Origin of the sequence: Ktedonobacter robiniae (assembly GCF_016587375.1) — a bacterium.
GTDB classification, from domain to species: Bacteria; Chloroflexota; Ktedonobacteria; order Ktedonobacterales; family Ktedonobacteraceae; genus Ktedonobacter; species Ktedonobacter robiniae.
In genome coordinates this window covers 4,517,144-4,532,824 of sequence record NZ_BNJG01000001.1, presented here as the reverse complement: position 1 = coordinate 4,532,824, position 15,681 = coordinate 4,517,144, and the positions used below count along the sequence as shown (strand labels likewise).

The 15,681-nt window shown below is 54.2% G+C and carries 11 protein-coding genes; 4 read left to right on the top strand and 7 right to left on the bottom strand.

The window, feature by feature from the left end; translation table 11 throughout:
• Positions 1-110: 110 nt before the first annotated feature.
• The 5 genes from JMJ04_RS18850 to JMJ04_RS18830 form a co-directional block, all read right to left on the bottom strand.
• Positions 111-1,772, bottom strand: coding sequence for a hydantoinase B/oxoprolinase family protein (locus JMJ04_RS18850; protein WP_236038070.1), 1,662 nt, complete (start codon positions 1,770-1,772; stop codon positions 111-113).
• Positions 1,769-3,787 carry a hydantoinase/oxoprolinase family protein gene (locus tag JMJ04_RS18845; protein WP_201371971.1) on the bottom strand — a complete coding sequence of 673 codons (2,019 nt, stop codon included), beginning with the start codon at positions 3,785-3,787 and terminating at the stop codon, positions 1,769-1,771. The genes JMJ04_RS18850 and JMJ04_RS18845 overlap by 4 nt, the downstream gene beginning before the upstream one ends.
• A 143-nt stretch (positions 3,788-3,930) precedes the next feature.
• Positions 3,931-5,943, bottom strand: coding sequence for a TOMM precursor leader peptide-binding protein (locus tag JMJ04_RS18840; protein WP_201371970.1), 2,013 nt, complete (start codon positions 5,941-5,943; stop codon positions 3,931-3,933).
• A 4-nt stretch (positions 5,944-5,947) separates the two neighbouring features.
• A complete protein-coding gene (locus JMJ04_RS18835; protein ID WP_201371969.1) occupies positions 5,948-8,089 on the bottom strand; it encodes a TOMM precursor leader peptide-binding protein in 2,142 nt (713 codons plus the stop codon).
• 150 nt (positions 8,090-8,239) lie between these two features.
• On the bottom strand, positions 8,240-8,662 hold the full coding sequence (locus JMJ04_RS18830; protein ID WP_201371968.1) for a hypothetical protein: 423 nt from the start codon (positions 8,660-8,662) through the stop codon (positions 8,240-8,242).
• A gap of 765 nt (positions 8,663-9,427) precedes the next feature.
• Here JMJ04_RS18830 and JMJ04_RS18825 point away from each other — a divergent pair.
• The 4 genes from JMJ04_RS18825 to JMJ04_RS18810 all read left to right on the top strand — a co-directional run bounded on the left by JMJ04_RS18825 (position 9,428) and on the right by JMJ04_RS18810 (position 14,157).
• On the top strand, positions 9,428-12,151 hold the full coding sequence (locus JMJ04_RS18825; protein ID WP_201371967.1) for a sensor histidine kinase: 2,724 nt from the start codon (positions 9,428-9,430) through the stop codon (positions 12,149-12,151).
• A 297-nt stretch (positions 12,152-12,448) separates the two neighbouring features.
• Complete coding sequence (locus tag JMJ04_RS18820) at positions 12,449-13,234, top strand: response regulator (RefSeq protein WP_201371966.1); 786 nt, start codon at positions 12,449-12,451, stop codon at positions 13,232-13,234.
• Between the two features lie 196 nt (positions 13,235-13,430).
• The gene (locus JMJ04_RS18815) at positions 13,431-13,940 is read left to right on the top strand and encodes a response regulator transcription factor (RefSeq protein ID WP_201371965.1); all 510 of its coding nucleotides are present in this window, start codon (positions 13,431-13,433) and stop codon (positions 13,938-13,940) included.
• Positions 13,941-13,968: 28 nt separating this feature from the next.
• On the top strand, positions 13,969-14,157 hold the full coding sequence (locus JMJ04_RS18810) for a hypothetical protein (protein ID WP_007904785.1): 189 nt from the start codon (positions 13,969-13,971) through the stop codon (positions 14,155-14,157).
• A 262-nt stretch (positions 14,158-14,419) separates the two neighbouring features.
• Here the strand turns inward: JMJ04_RS18810 and JMJ04_RS18805 are convergent, their stop codons facing one another.
• On the bottom strand, positions 14,420-14,734 hold the full coding sequence (locus JMJ04_RS18805) for a hypothetical protein (protein ID WP_201371964.1): 315 nt from the start codon (positions 14,732-14,734) through the stop codon (positions 14,420-14,422).
• Between the two features lie 115 nt (positions 14,735-14,849).
• Entirely contained in the window at positions 14,850-15,485 is a 636-nt protein-coding gene (locus JMJ04_RS18800; protein ID WP_201371963.1) for an RNA polymerase sigma factor, read from the bottom strand.
• Between the last annotated feature and the right edge of the window lie 196 nt (positions 15,486-15,681).

The window sequence follows — 15,681 nt, the reverse complement described above, 5'->3', positions numbered from 1 at the left end:
CTCCTCGCTTCCTGCCTACTATACGCTCTTATATACCAGTCTTGCCCTATTATACGTTATTCCTCTGTAGAAACTTCGATCACGATAGCCTCCAGGGAACCTTCCTCAGTTCAGGCGGAGTGATCGATCTTCGCAGGCCAGAGTACGGCATCGCCCACCTGGATCTCGCGTTCCTCTCCTCCGGGGCTAGCTTTTCCCCAACCCCCACCACCTGGGGAGGCAATGGCCAGGCGATCTCCTGGGGACGCACGGAAATGGACCTTCCCCGGCAAAAGCTTCTCCTGCCCCTCGTGAACAAGGCGATTCTCGCCACGCTGACCCGGCTCTCCACCTTGCAGGCCATAGGGGGCGAAGCGCCGCCGCTCAGTGAGTAGCGTGACATCGGTGGGTACCTCAAAGGTAATCTCACGCACAAGGCCATCACCACCATGATGCTTACCCTGGCCACCCGAGCCTGCGCGCAGCTCATAGCGACTGATACGCATGGGATAGGCGTATTCAAAGGCCTCGACCGGCGTATTGAGCGTGTTGCTCATGTGCACATGCGCGCCCGAGAGACCATCCTGATCAGGATGTGCCCCCATACCTCCGCCCATCGTCTCATAGTAGGCAAAGGGCTGGCCTGTTCGTGGATCAATCCCTCCAGCGGTAATATTGTTCATTGTACCCTGCCCGGCGGCAGGGATAGCCTCCGGTAGCGCCTGGGCCAGCGCACCAAAGATGGTATCGGTAATACGTTGCGAGGTCTCAACGTTTCCCTGGGCCACCCCAGCCGGAGGACGTGCATTGACCACCGTTCCAGCGGGCGCGATAACCGTCACTGGGGCAAATGTCCCGTGATTCATGGGAGCATCTTCGGGCATCAGGCAGCGCACGGTATAGTAGGCCGCCGACTTCGCCACCGCCGCCACGGTATTGATATTCCCACGCACCTGCGAGCTACTTTCTGAGAAATCGACCGTCATAGCTTCGCCGCTAACGGTCACGCTCACCGCTATTTTCACTGACTCCTCGCCGATGCCGTCATCATCGAGATAATCCTCGAAGCGATAAGTCCCATCGGGCATATTCGCGATGGTCGCGCAGGTAATGCGCCGGGCATAGGCGATTAGCTCCTCGATATGCGCTTGCAGCGTGGGCAGACTCCAACGCGCAACCATTTCCTCCATGCGGCGAACGGCGGTACGATTGGCCGCCACCTGAGCCGCCAGGTCGCCTCTGCGCTCAGCAGGCGTACGCACATTGCGCAAGAGCAACGAGAGCAGAGGCTGATTGGGCTGCCCTGCCTCCCACAACTTGACCGGAGGAATAATGATCCCCTCCTGGTAGATCTCGCTAGCAAGTGGCATGGAGCCTGCGGAGATGCCGCCTACATCTGAGTGATGCGCCCGGTTGGCAGCGAAGCCAATTAAACATGGCGCGTTCTGAATTTCGGCATAAATGGGTGTGATCAGGGTAATATCGGGCAGGTGGGAACCACCCAGGAAGGGATCGTTGAGCGCAATAATGTCGCCTGGGGCGAAATGGTCGAAGGTCGTGAGCGCAGTCGCAACCGAGTCGGGCATGGCCCCAAGATGCACGGGAATGTGAGCCGCCTGGGCGATCAAACGCCCCTGCACATCGAAAAGCGCGCAGGAGAAGTCGCGCCGCTCCTTGATATTGGGTGAATAACTGCTAAGCATCAAGACGGTTCCCATCTCCTCCGCGATGGCGGTCAGAGCGCTGCGAAAGATCTCCAGGCTGATGGGTGTTACCTTGCGTGACTCAATCATGCGGATTCACCCTCCTCTACGTGCTCAAACACCAGGTTGTTGACGGCATCAACAGAGCCGCGCCAGTTAGGTGGTAGCACGGTGGTTGTATCATATTGCACAATAATCGCCGGACCTTGCAACACGCCTCCCACCGGCAGTGAAGCGCGCTCGTATACCGGCACCTCGTACGCGAGCGCCTCGCCCATCGCGCCCGTGAAAAGAGCCTTGCGCCGGGCAAACGGACGCACATCCACCTGCTCCTCAGCCTCTCTGCGCTCATAGGCGGGCTTATCACCTACCCCACGCGCCTTGAGGCGTACGTTTACAACCTGCACTCGCTCATGACTATCGCTATACCCAAAGCGCTGCTCGTGCATGCGATGGAAGTCCAGCACTGCCTGCACCACATCATACCCATAGGGGATGAGCAGTTCATAGGCCTGCCCAACATAACGCAGGTCCAGGTAGCGCTCGATTCGTATATCTTCAGGGGCGATACCCTCATGCGCTAAATCCTCGCGTCCCTGTTGCTCCAACTCACCCAGGACCGTGGTCGCAACTTCCTGAGCCTCTTCAGCGGGAAGCATGATTGTGCGTACATAGTCCTTTAATGTATCCGCAACCAGGGTTCCAAGCGCCGAGAGCACGCCGGGGACAGTAGGAATCAGCACACGCGGAATACGCAGGGCGTCCGCCAGTTCACAGGCATGGAGTGGTCCCGCGCCACCAAAGGCCACCAGGACAAAATCGCGTGGATCACACCCACGCTCCACTGAAATAACACGTATGGCCGCCTCCATATTGGCGTTCACAACACGGATGATACCCAGAGCAGCCTCTTCAACTGATCCCCCCAGCCGCTCCGCAGTGACCTGCATTGCCTGCTGAGCAGCCTGTGCATCCAATTTCATTGTTCCTCCGAGAAAGGCCTCGGGTATCAAGCGCCCAAGCACGACATGAGCATCAGTGACCGTGGCGGCACTTCCTCCGCGCCCATAGGCGGCAGGCCCGGGATTCGCCCCCGCTGAGATTGGGCCTACACGCAACGCCCCACCCGTATCAAACCAGCCAATGCTGCCGCCGCCCGCACCCACAGTGTGAATATCGATCATCGGCAGACGGGTCGGATAGCCTCCAATCATGCCATTGGTCGTCTCGGTCGCGATCCCATTGATCAGGGCCACGTCGGTCGAGGTCCCGCCAATATCGAAGGAAATAGTTTGCGTGAATCCCGAGGCCTGCGCCACAAAGGCGGCCCCAACGACGCCAGCGGCGGGTCCCGAAAGCAGGGTTCTGGCTGCTTCGCTCCGCGCCATCGCGCTTGAAATCGAGCCACCATTAGATTGCATAATGCGCAATGTGGTATGCGAGGGCAGTTCCTGCTCCAGGCGCTCCAGATAGCGCGTGATCAAGGGGCCGATATAGGCGTTCAAAACGGTGGTACTCGTGCGCTCATATTCGCGAAACTCGGGCAAAACGCTTGAGGAGGCTGACACATAGAATCCTGCCTCACGCGCCCGCGCCGCCACACGCCGCTCATGCTCAGGATTGGCGAAGCTAAAGAGGAGAGAGATCGCCACAGCCTCCACGCCAGCAGATTGTAAGGCGTCAAGCGCGCGCTCCAACGAGGCTTCATCCAGCGCGATAAGCACCTCCCCTCGCTCATTTAAGCGTTCTTTGACTTCTATGCGTCGTTCACGAGGCATCAGGGGAGGGATCTTTTGCGAGCGCAGGCTATACAGCTTAGGACGCGTTTGCCGGCCGATCTCCAGGACATCACGGAAACCCGCTGTCGTGATCAAGCCTGTGGGTACACCCTTCTGCTCTAGAACGGCATTTGTCGCCACAGTCGACCCATGCACCAGGACCTCGATATCCTCTAGAATACCCAGTTCGCGCAATCCCTGAAGAATGGCTCGCGAGGGATCCTCGGGCGTCGAAAGCACTTTATGAACTTTGAAGCCGCCATCACGCAAGAGCACAATGTCGGTAAATGTCCCCCCCGTATCAACCCCGACCAGCAAGTGTGTCATGTATGCAAACTCCTTAGCAGGTAGCTAGAGTACCGCAAATCTTACATCTAGCATATAACAAAGAAGCATCACTCACCAAAAACACAAACGAAGAGGGCCGATACATATTCAGCCCTCTTTGCTTTGGCATGGTAGAACAGACGCTAGAAAAATGGATGGGGATATGGATTTATCTCGTCCTCTGTTAGCGGGTGACTCTGATAGCCAAGCGTATATGGGAGTTGCTGCAAACGCTCAAACCCGGTAATGCGGCGATTAGACTGCCCAAAGGTCATGGGAAGCATCCCAGGCATGAGCACTTTCACACAGTGTAGGCCACAAGCACTGTGTTCTGGCGAGGTCTGGTCGACGACCATAATATCAATACCACGCTTGAGATAGTAGCTAGTGAGTGATTCTAGGTCTTCGCGCAAGTCCAGGCACTCTGACGGTTGCGCATAAAAATCACGAAATCCCTCCTGGAAGGTTTGCTGGCGTGGCGTGTGATAGAGAAAGTCTAACCGCTCAAAGGCCTCCGGAAGGTAGTATACCAGTGGGTGCTGATCCATGTTACGCACCAGATTCGAATCCGCGAGCAGCTTCAGGGCCTCGGCTCTGTTATGTTGATTCAACCGGCGCGGAAAAGCCAGGAACATGGCAAACTCGCGCAGTGCTTTTAACATGGCTTGCTCAGGATGAGGATGCGAACCAGCCGCGACAAAGGCCTTTGGCATCTCGTCTCGATTTTGTTCATCGACGCATAACAAGCAGACGCAGGGAACCGTGTGATCCAGGGTGATATTAAAAGCGCGGATCGTATACCCTGAATGATACTCAAGGTGTTCAATAAGCAAACGAATCGTAGGATCATCAAGCGAGCGCAGATCCAGGCGCGGCACCTGGAGCCGAGCATACCACGTGAGTAAGAAAGCATCGCGCTCAGCTACTTCGAGCATGCCATGGAAGATCGCCTCTTCCTGGCAATTCCCAAGCGCACAACCATTAGATATTTCGAAGGCAAAAACTGGATTGTCTTTGCTTGCGGGAACACTATAATAAGCGCAGTGTTCTGGGATGAGGAGAGGGGCTTGCCTCTGGAAGGAATACCCCCACACCCAACGGCATAACAGATCATGATGATATGGGATCAATTGACGACAGGCGTGAGTCTGCCTATGCTGCTCGTATTGTTCCGAAGTATGCAGTCCCAGGATAGTGGGATCAAGCACCGGTTGCCCGTCTCGGACGAGCTGGTTGTAGCTCGCTTGCACTGTGGTGCGTTTCCCTCTGGGACGCGAGCCAGCATAACGCTCAATGGCCTCCAGCACAGAAACCACCTTACTTTGTTCGGGACGCAGCGTACAGCCAGTGCCAGTCATTGTCTCCCCAGCCGAGAAGAGATGCGATGAGGCTGTCGGCAAAAGATTTGCATTCTCTACGACAAGCGTAGAGATCAGCCCCGTCTGCGGTTCAACGTACGTTGAGAGGATCTGTTCGGGTGTGGCTGCTGGCTGACTGATACGGTAGGAAAACACATCCGCCTTAGGCCGCGATTGGAGCTCAATGACTGCCTGATCAGCTTCATCTCTGGGAAGCTGTCCACAGTCAGGACAGGCAGGAAATGGAAGGAACGCATGACTGCAGCACTCTAGCGTTGCCAGTGAGAGAGTGAACAGAGCACTCTCCGTCTGAAGTTGGCCTGATCGCTGCAAATACATGGCAACTTCCCTGCTGGCAAGCGCTGCCAATGTCTCCAGACTGAAGGATGAGAGCCAGGGCTGTGAGGCGACTGGTTCTCGCTCATGAGAGAGATACTGGTGCAGAAGCTCACGATCACCCTCAAAGGACGCGGCCCCTAATTTACGTAGCTCGGCACAGCTTACGCATCCCTGCTTGTGGGGAACAACACAGGGTCCAAGCACACCTTCATCAAATTGCGTATACACAGGAAGCAGCGCTACATCAGCTTGCAGACAACGCCGATTGAGCGCCCGGAGCGTTCTGGGCGCCCAGGTATCGCTGCAGTACACAATGATGCTACACGCTGCCAATTGCTGGGAAGAACTCTCTGTCGCCAAAGGCATGATTTGATATGTGTTCTCAAGATGACGTTTCACCTGCTGGTGGATGAGTCCCTGCCCAATAAGCCCAATCGAGTAGTTCTGCTTCTCACTCATGAGATTATCCCTCCTCCTGCGACGCTCTTCCGCTCAAAAGCACACGCACAATATATGGCAATACCTGAATCAGGGACGAATCATGATCCAACAGCACAACAAACGCTTGCAAATCATTCTTCTGCAATTGCTGTAATAACCACTCACTCCTGGCTGGCCATGCACCTGGCAATGCGTAATCTGGCACAAGCACCTGATCACCGCGTAGATTGACAGCAAAATCTGGGACAGGACTTAGCGCGTATGCAGGCTGTTGAAAGTGGATGGCCTGATACTGCTGCAATGCTTGTTCCAGTCCCCTGTTCAAGGCCAGGGCGCTATCGCAATGTGTGCTGTATGTAATAGCCTTCTCACCGGCACATACAGCAAAGGTTGGAACACCTAACGGGCCAGTGATATCGTAAGCGGTGATCTGCTCACCCGCTGCTTTGAGCTGGCGATAGAGGTAGGCCCCTGCTGGAGTTGAGCATGCCCTCTCAAGGTCAATCTGGGGATATGGCTGCTGGACGGTCTTCAATCGGGCGACTGTGAGATAGCAACACCAATCCAACAGTGCCTGGCAGATCGCTTCCTCCCAGGTCATTCCGGACCCAATTCCTCGCTCATGCTCGCAGGAAGAAGAGAAAACAGAGATCGCTGGCACAAGCACGGGCTGTTGCGTCTGCAAATCCAGCGCCCAGGTCCACATCTCACCTTCTGAAGAGGACGCATTTAGAGCAAACAATTGCTCGGATGCAATAGTAGGCAAAGCCGCTTGTTGTACCGCTTCAAAAGAAAGCAATCGTCGTTGGTCTACACAATTGGCCGCATAGCGCTCACAGGCTTTTTGTGCTACACGCGTTCTCGCGCCTCTTGTATCAATGCTTGCAGCAACAACGCTGAGGGTTTCCGGGTGATCTTCCCTGGATAGGAAATGAGATATCTTGACCTTATACACCGCGAGAGGCAACCTCACAAAGTGACTGTTCTCAACCGCTGTAAAGAGTCCCACGCGCGCATCAACACAATGAGCAAATTTTTCCAGGAAGCGGTCCGGATCAACTGGCTCCTGCTGCTGCACGCTATGCATCTGCTCCAGGAACTGCGATGCGGTTTGGGCAGTAGTATGTTGACAGGCCTGACAATGAGGGTGCGGCAGAAAGGTGTGGCTCTCACTCAGAAACGTTTGAGTGTGAAGTGCGCTTATCTTTCCGCCAGTTTCCGTAGGGCCAGCTTGCGTAAAATGCCGAAATACGTCAAAGAGAAGTCGATTGGCAAGTATGCTAGATCCCTGCGCGACGGCAAGTTGGCTACTAGAGGGCAGTGGCAGATCGCGAAATTCATAGTGTGCAGGCTGGTCTGCATCAGCCAGATTAGCTTGCAGGCGTCGCCATGCGCATTCCCAGCAGACATTAGTCTCTGGACATACCAGCGGGCCAATCCAGGCATGATCATCAACCGTGATGGCCTGGAGCAGCGTTTTCCCCTCCTCAATGCACAGCCTGTTTAAGAGCTGCGCGCGTGCTAGCATGGGGCTTTGTGCAATGTGAAGAATGGCGTCATAAGCCTGGATAGTATGGCGCACCTCCGCCTCGTTAGCCCATGGGAGAGGATCGATCACATGCACATCTTCTGCCGAAGCATCACTTGCACACAAAGCCAGCGCTTCCTGGCGGAAAAGCTCGTCTTCTGATGTCGCGATTGCGCTAACGTTCTTTATGCCACATTGGCGGCTTGCCTGGATGAGCGAAACACAAGCAGGCCCATCACCGACAAGCAGAAAATGCTTATCACGAAATGCTTCAAAACGGTGGGCGGCCGACGTTTGAAACGACTCAATGAAAGCAATGTTTGAGGCGTAGCTTTCTTGCTCTAGCGGGTGAAGCGTATGTGTTTGATCCTGGCTGCTATCAGTAAGAAAATGATGGGCTAACAATTTCTCGATCAGATTCGTCACCATCCGTTTTCTATCTGCATCCAGGCCTTCTGTTATTTCTTCAAGTGTCAGGTTGCTATTGAGATGGGGAATGAGTTGTTGTAAGAGCAGATATAAGCTTTTTCCTTTCAGAATGAGGCGGTTATTGTTTCCACGTAAATAGACGCCATCAGGCAGAGGGACACAGTAAGTATCTGCCTTCCAGGTTGGCTGCATATTTCGCATTGACATAGATTTCATTCCCCTTTGTGGGTGTCCTTGTTCAGGATCTTAACGATCCTGAACAAGGACTGAAAAGCATCCCATTTCTAGAGAGAAAGTTATCTCAACAGTGCTCTGCTACCTGATATATACAGAGCCAGCTAACTTTCCCTGTTGTGGTCAGGCAAGTTTAGCCCCAGCCGCCACAGCTTCCGCAACTCCAGCCTCCACAGCTTCCGCAACTCCAGCCTCCACAGCTGCCACAACTCCAGCCACAGCTGCCACAACTGCCACAGCTGCCACAACTGCCACAACTTCCACAACTTCCACAGCTTCCACAACTTCCGCAGCTGCCGCAGCTGCCACAACTTCCACAACTGCCACAACTGCCACAGCTCCAGCCACAGCTGCCACAACTCCAGCCTCCACAACTTCCACAGCTCCAGCCACAGCTGCCACAACTCCAGCCTCCACAACTTCCACAACTCCAGCCTCCACAACTCCAGCCACAGCCGCAGCCATGGCAACCACAGCCATGGCAACCACAGCCGGCACCCTGAATACGACCAATTCCAGGAACCTCAACCTCTTCCAGATTTTCATCTGTCAGATCTATAAAATCCACAAGCTGTTCGGAAAGCTTTTTCTCTCTCGCCAGACTGTTGTTATTAGTCGGTTTCATAGTTTGTTTTCCTTCCTGCTTGGAGCTTGTAAGTGCCCGTTAGTTCGCTCAAAGGTTCCCTGCGGAAAGCTTTCTCTCTCGCGCCTAACTATCGTTATTAGTTGGTTTCATAGTTTGTTTTCCTTCCTACTTGGAGTTTGTAAGTACCTGTTAGTTCGCTCAAAGGTTCCCTGCGCTAACTTCCGCGACTAGGCATCCATAAGTCGCTTACAAGAAAAGTATGGTTATACCTACCAAATCGATTGATTCGCATTTATTTTTGGATTCACAAAGGGGGGTTACGCCAGCAAACGTGTTCTAATACTTCAAAATCAGCTCTCGAATCGCGAAATTGCTGTCGTAACGCGCCTCCCTGGCGATCCAGTCAGGCAGCAGATGCTGGGAGAGGAGAAGTTGAATGGCTCGCCGGCGGCAAGAGGTACATAGTGTGCCATGCAAAGGCATGAGTATTCATGGTACAATAGAAGATGCGACAGTCCCAGGTTAGCTTATACCATTTTTTAGGTGGCAACGAAAGGGAAAATAGCGACATCTTTTGTACTGTTGTTTCCTATACATTTCGTAGAACGCTCGTATAACTTCTTAGCAAGCATGTTGTGGATGAGGAAGGTAGGGTGCGTGTGGAGCCGAAAACCAACAGTCAATTGTATGCCTCTGGAGAACAAGCAGCAGGGAAGCACCAATCGATGGAACTAGTACCAACTATGCAACTAGAGCCGATCCTGGAGCATCTCTCCAGTGGGGTCGCACTGCTTGATGCCCATACCCTGGATATTCGCTATGCCAATTCCTACCTGCGCACGCTGATGAGCGAGCCATGGAGCAGCTATCAGGAGGTGCGTGGACGACATATACGCGAGATTCTCCCCACAGAAGTCTTTGCGGCGGCCCTACCACGTCTGCAAGAGGTCGCCAATACCCATCACGCTCTGCGCTACACCGAGGTCCCTTATGAGGGCCTGCTAGAGACGCGTGGACGGACCTACTGGCAGGTGGGTTTAGAGTATGTGCGCGTGTCCTATGATGGGCAGGAGGCGCGGCCAATGCTCCTGATCACGCTCGAGGATGTGACGGAGCAGGTACGCTCTCGCCTGCATTTGAACGCGATTCATAACATCTCGGCGGTCATCGCTGGCCCCACGGGCCTCCCCCAGGTGCTTGATGGCATCCTGCAAGCCTTGAACGAGATGATCGGCGCCAAGCGCTGCGCGATTCTGCTCACCGAGCAGGCCACGACAGAGGAAGAGCGCAGCCAGGCCCAAACGCCTGAAGCGCAAGCACGACCTTTACGCTTTATACGCATCGCCGCCCGCAAGGGCATCCACTCCATGTCCTATGAGTGGGTGCCCGAGGAGAGTCAGCACACCCTGCTAGCCCAGGTAACCGCGAGCCGTCACGCCCTAATCATTCCCAATACCAGTACCCGACCCGAGCTGGAGCTGCCGTTGATCGATGATCATGGCACACCCTGCCGCCCTGGCTCCGCCCTGTGTGTGCCCATTCATGTTCCCTACGAAGGAGATACCGTCGCACCAGCTCAGCCTGCGACAACACCCGATATAAATATAAATACCCGCAGCATCCTGGGCACCATTGAGGTCTACCATAAGCGAGCGCGGGGCTTCCCCGCTGAGGAGGTCCAGCTCCTGGAGCGCTTCGCGCAACAGGCCGGGCTGGCCATTCATAACGCGCGCCTCTTCCGTGGTATCGAGAACTGGGCCAGGACCGCGAACCGCCAGGCACACCAGCAGCAGAATATGATGCGCGCGATTCCCGATGGTATCGTCATCTTTGACCCCCGCTGGCGTGTAGCCGATGCCAATCCTGCGGCCTGTCAACTCTTTGGCTGGGGCGAGGAGATCCAGGGCCTCTCTATCCAGGAACTGGTAGCACGCAGCGTGCCACTGCTGCCACACGAAGTCACGGCCAGTCCGGACTTTATTACCGTCCTGGAGGAGCGCGCGCGCAACCGCATCATCGATGAGATGAAACTCATCAGTCCTGGTGGAGAGAGCTACACCCTGCGTTGCTCCTATACGCCTATTCGTGATGACTCGGGCGATATCTTCGCCTTTATCATTGTCTACCACGACATCAGCGAAGAGGCTGCAGCCATGGAGCGCATCGAGGCCGAGGTCATTAAACGGACCGCTGAACTGGCCCAACGCAACACAGCCCTTCAGCAAACCAAGGCTCACCAGGAGCTAACCAATGCTCGCCTGCAACTCCTGCTCACCCGCATGCCCTCAGGCGTGCTCCTCGTCAATGCCCCGGACGCGCACATCAATCTCATCAATCAGCGCGGCATCCAGCTCTTACAAAAGATGGGCCTGCCCCTAGAGCCTCTTGATGATCCAGACCAGGCAGCTCAGAACGCCATTGGGCTCTGCTACGACACCTTGCTACGTAGCGTCACCATGTATAACTCAACCGGGCAAGTGGTGCCGTATGAAGAACAGCCTATGTACCTGGCGCTACACAAAGGGCGAGCCAGCGAGGCCGAGTTGAATATGACGCATGAAGATGGCTCAATCACGTGTATGCTCGTCAATGCGGCGCCAATGCTCTCACCAGAGGGGGCCATCACCAGCGCGGTTGTTGTAATGCATGATATCAGCCGAACCAAGGCCCTGGAGCGCGCACGCGAAGACCTCTTCAATACTATGGCCCATGAATTGAAGACACCCCTGGCAAATATTCGCGCCCACCTGAGCGCACTCCTGACGCCCGATCTCAAGCTCACCCAGGAAGAACAATCAGGCTATCTGCAAACCGCAGATGAGCAAGTAGAGCGCCTGGTAGGTATGGTCAACCATTTTCTGGATGCCTCGCGGGTGGAAGCGGGAGCGCTACGGCTTGACCAGGAGCCAATCATCATCCCAGAGCTTTTTGAAGACCTGCAAGAACGCCTGGAGGCCCTGATCCTGGGTTCCAGCCGCCAGTTACAGATTACGGTCCCCCCAGAGGTACCAGCAGTAGAAGGCGATTATGAGTTGATTATGAGTGTGCTCACAAACCTGTTGAGTAATGCCTTTAATTACGCCCCGGATGGCGATATAATTCAGCTAGAGGCGGAAATTGTCAGGGGTGGGAAGCGGCGAAGCGCGACAGGGGTCACCCTACGCGTCACCGATCACGGTCCGGGTATGAGCGAGGAGCTACAGAGAGCCATTTTCAAGCGTTTTAACACCTTCGCTGCAATGCGCAATCGTTCCCAGGGGCAGCCTACCCCTACACGCAAACGTGGCGCCGCGCGCTGGAGCCCTGGCACAGGCTTAGGGCTCTACATCAGCCGGGGCATCATCGAGGCCCATGGCAGCAAGCTGACACTCCGCACCAGCCCGGGTCAGGGAGCCAGCTTCGCGTTCACGCTTCCGCTCTACGTGACACAGCCAGCAGGGAAACATTAGAGGTGGCCCGGCGCTGCTCATGGAGTTTGACAAAATAATGTGGAAAGAACCCTAGTAAATTCAATCGATCTGCAATGCAAGCGATAGGTGTTTTTTTTCGGTAGAGACCAGCTTTAGCGCGTCCGAAGGCGATTAATCGCACTTCGGCGCTAGCCAAAAACGCTTCTGTTTCGCCATCGGGGTGGACGCGTTTCCCAGACAAAGAATGGCTTGCGCCGCACTGCCATACATGGCATTCGGACGCGCTAAAGCTGGTCCCTACCAAGGTTATACCGGTCTGGGAAGGGAAAGCACAACATGGCAGCCAGCGAAAAAAAGACGCGTATACTCTGTATTGAAGATGATGCCCAGATGCGTACCTTTCTGACTGCGCAGCTCAAGGCACGTGGTTTTCAAACGCAAGCCGTACGCGATGGAGCGCAAGCCATCGATGTAGCCGCCATCTTCCAGCCCCAGCTCGTGTTGCTCGATCTGTCGCTACCCTCCCTGGATGGCCTGACCTTTCTGCGACGATTGCGCGAATGGAGCAAGGCGCCCGTGATCGTCCTCTCGGCCCATGATGAGGAGCCAATCAAGATCAAGGCGCTGGACATGGGTGCCGACGACTATCTCACCAAGCCCTTTAGCTTAAACGAGCTACTGGCGCGCATACGCGTCGCGCTCAGGCGGAGCGAGGAGACGGACCGACTGCGCAACAATGCGGTGGCAGAGCAGCAGCGTCCAGGGTATAGCTATGGTGGACAGAATGGACTCCAGGTCAACTTTGCCCGCAGGCAGGTCATTGCCAATGGGCAGGAGGTACATCTCACCCCAACTGAGTATGACCTGCTCTGCGAGCTTACACGCCATCCTGGTAAGGTACTCACCCACCGCGAACTGCTACAGCGCGTGTGGGGACCAGACTATAGCGGGGAGAACACCTACCTGCGTACCTTCATCCGTCACCTGCGCCGAAAGTTGGAGCCAGATCCAGCCAATCCACGCTTCCTGCACAATGAACTGGGGGTAGGCTACTATGTGCCTGCTCCCGATGCCGAAAGCAACCTGGAAGCAGAGGCCCAGGGTACCCCCTCACAGCCCTAAACCAAGATCAGGCGCAGTCACATACATTTCAATATTTTTTCACACCATTTTCACAGAACGGGTCTGATCTTTACGTCTTTCTCACCCCTTTTCGGGTACACTATAAAAACGGAGGCAGAAGAACTCGCGCCTCCGCGTCGCACCAGTCGACGCACCGCCTAGCGGTACATCATCACCTCAGCGGGATGCAAGTGATATGCACAACAAACAAGCGGCGAGTGACCAAACTGGTCGTGACGACCATGTGAGCTTGTCAAAAGGAGCACAGGCACTGCAACAAGTATTGGCCCAACCGACAAAAGAAGTATTGGCAATGCAAAAGCCTCTCAAGCATCTCTTAGTGGTTGAGGACGATCTTGATCTTGCGAGCCTCGAAGCGAATTTCCTGGCAACTCATGGCTTTACTGTTATCACCGTACACAATGGAGAGGATGCCATAGCTTTCTTGCAGAGCAGTCTCCCTGATATGGTCGTACTCGACATCGAACTGGCTGGCAGCTTAGACGGCTGGCAGGTGTTACACTTCCTGCGACACCGCGCCAACATCCCGGTTTTGCTGACGACAAGCGCGATTGTGGGGGTACGCAAACAGTTACGAGACCATGCAGAAAGCCGAGCGACGCTCGACCACCTGGCAAAGCCGTACACCATGCCCTCACTCCTCAAACAGGTGCAGCGCATGCTGATGGTCGCACCCAATTCGTAAGCCATTGATTCTCACTAAGGAGGTTCATATGGATCGCAAGGAAGATCGAGATATCCTGCGCAAGGGTGGTTTCGCTGAGAATGAAGTAGTAGAGTTGAGTAAACTGCGTGCCTTCCACGCGGAGAAAGAGAAGCAACAGGCCGCAGCTACGAAGCGTCGTCTGGAGTTTATTCGCTGGCTCGTCGTCACTGGGAAGTTGAGCGACCAAATCGCTTGATGAGGAAATATACCAGCGCTTTCGCCTGGAACAGATACACAACCGGTTTCTAGAAAGCCAGATAGACAAGCTTTGAGCAAAAAGCTTAGAAATGGCTTAGAAACCGGCTGTTTTGGTTATTTATAAAAAAACACCACAAAAACATAAGAAAGAAACCATGGATGCCGCAAGAAATTTCTGCATGTGGCAGCATCCATGGTCCTGAACGAATCAGCACGAGTCTGGGTCTTTTTCTCATACCCCACCCCCTTTTAGCCAGCACCTATGAGTGCTGCAGGTGAGGAGTAGGCGCCACCAGGCCGTTGAGCGAAACCAGGATCGAGTCCTCAGGCTCCTGCTCCGACGAACGTAGCGCCTTCATCGCCTCTTCAATGTCCTCATCCGAGAGATACTGAGGCAGAGGCAAACGCGAGACAGTATTTAGAATATTCTCAATAACCCCCGCTGGCGGCTCCATCTGCTCAAGCTGGCTAAAGAGCCTGTCAAACTCATCATCCGCCATGAAATCATCAACGTTCTCGACATTATTTACAATATCTGCATTGAAGAAATCTTTATCAAATGACTGCTTGTCCATATCTGCTCCCTCTTTGTTCGTATGTATTGCTTCTAAGCATATCACGAACAACATAAGAAAGGAGTTTCAGATTTCCAAGCATTCTTATCTAATTTTTAAAAATTCCTTTATTAGCTTAGATAGTAGCCTTCAATGTCTGCCACTGGAGCGCAAGTGCCTGGCGCAGCAATGGGCGTGCACGCTGGAAGTAGGTCTTCGCGGTCGCCTCAGGCATTTTCAGGGTACGGCCAATCTCTGAGAAGCTCAACTGACCAGCATAACGCAGTAAGACAACCGAACGAAACTTGGGAGGGAGATTGTCGATAGCCTGACGCAGGGCGCGCTGCAAATCATTATGCTCAGCAGTCTCATCAGGTAGTGGGCTATTGTCGGGCATGATATCCAGCGGAGAAAGATCATCATCGTCGCTGGAAGACTCCAACTCGGAGAAGTGAATCGCACGCTTGCGGCGTAGCTCGTCGAGACAGCGATTACGCGCGACCTGGAATAACCATGCCTTCAAAGGCTCGCCGGTGCGCAGCTTTGGCATGGAAATATACAGCTGCAAGAAAACCTGTTGAAGAATATCGCTTGCCAGGTCATAGTCGCCAAGGCAGTGGCAGATAAAGTTAAACAGCGCCACGTTATAGCGGCTGACCAGCATTTCAAAACCAGTCTGATCGCCAGCCATTGTGCGCTGGACGAGCATACCATCGGTAATTTGAGCGGCTTCATTCTTCGCCTGGGATTTAGAGCGTTCACGTACTTGCATTCTTGTTCCAACCTCGCTTTCTCTTTGTCCCCTATAGAGTAGCCTCTTCAGGTTGGGAATTCAAGTATTTTTGGGTTTTATAAACTCTGCTATAAACGACTTTAAGCGTAAACTAACAACATTAAGACCACATAAGCTTAAGCTTAGAGAGATTTTAATCGATTCCTAATCTTCCTCTAATCGTTCTTTAAGCGAT

Excerpts from the sequence above, each read along its gene's own strand:
- JMJ04_RS18850 (WP_236038070.1), bottom strand. The coding sequence starts at position 1,772 with ATGATTGAGTCACGCAAGGTAACACCCATCAGCCTGGAGATCTTTCGC.
- JMJ04_RS18845 (WP_201371971.1), bottom strand. The coding sequence starts at position 3,787 with ATGACACACTTGCTGGTCGGGGTTGATACGGGGGGGACATTTACCGAC.
- JMJ04_RS18840 (WP_201371970.1), bottom strand. The coding sequence starts at position 5,943 with ATGAGTGAGAAGCAGAACTACTCGATTGGGCTTATTGGGCAGGGACTC.
- JMJ04_RS18835 (WP_201371969.1), bottom strand. The coding sequence starts at position 8,089 with ATGTCAATGCGAAATATGCAGCCAACCTGGAAGGCAGATACTTACTGT.
- JMJ04_RS18830 (WP_201371968.1), bottom strand. The coding sequence starts at position 8,662 with ATGAAAATCTGGAAGAGGTTGAGGTTCCTGGAATTGGTCGTATTCAGG.
- JMJ04_RS18825 (WP_201371967.1), top strand. The coding sequence starts at position 9,428 with ATGGAACTAGTACCAACTATGCAACTAGAGCCGATCCTGGAGCATCTC.
- JMJ04_RS18820 (WP_201371966.1), top strand. The coding sequence starts at position 12,449 with ATGGCAGCCAGCGAAAAAAAGACGCGTATACTCTGTATTGAAGATGAT.
- JMJ04_RS18815 (WP_201371965.1), top strand. The coding sequence starts at position 13,431 with ATGCACAACAAACAAGCGGCGAGTGACCAAACTGGTCGTGACGACCAT.
- JMJ04_RS18810 (WP_007904785.1), top strand. The coding sequence starts at position 13,969 with ATGGATCGCAAGGAAGATCGAGATATCCTGCGCAAGGGTGGTTTCGCT.
- JMJ04_RS18805 (WP_201371964.1), bottom strand. The coding sequence starts at position 14,734 with ATGGACAAGCAGTCATTTGATAAAGATTTCTTCAATGCAGATATTGTA.
- JMJ04_RS18800 (WP_201371963.1), bottom strand. The coding sequence starts at position 15,485 with ATGCAAGTACGTGAACGCTCTAAATCCCAGGCGAAGAATGAAGCCGCT.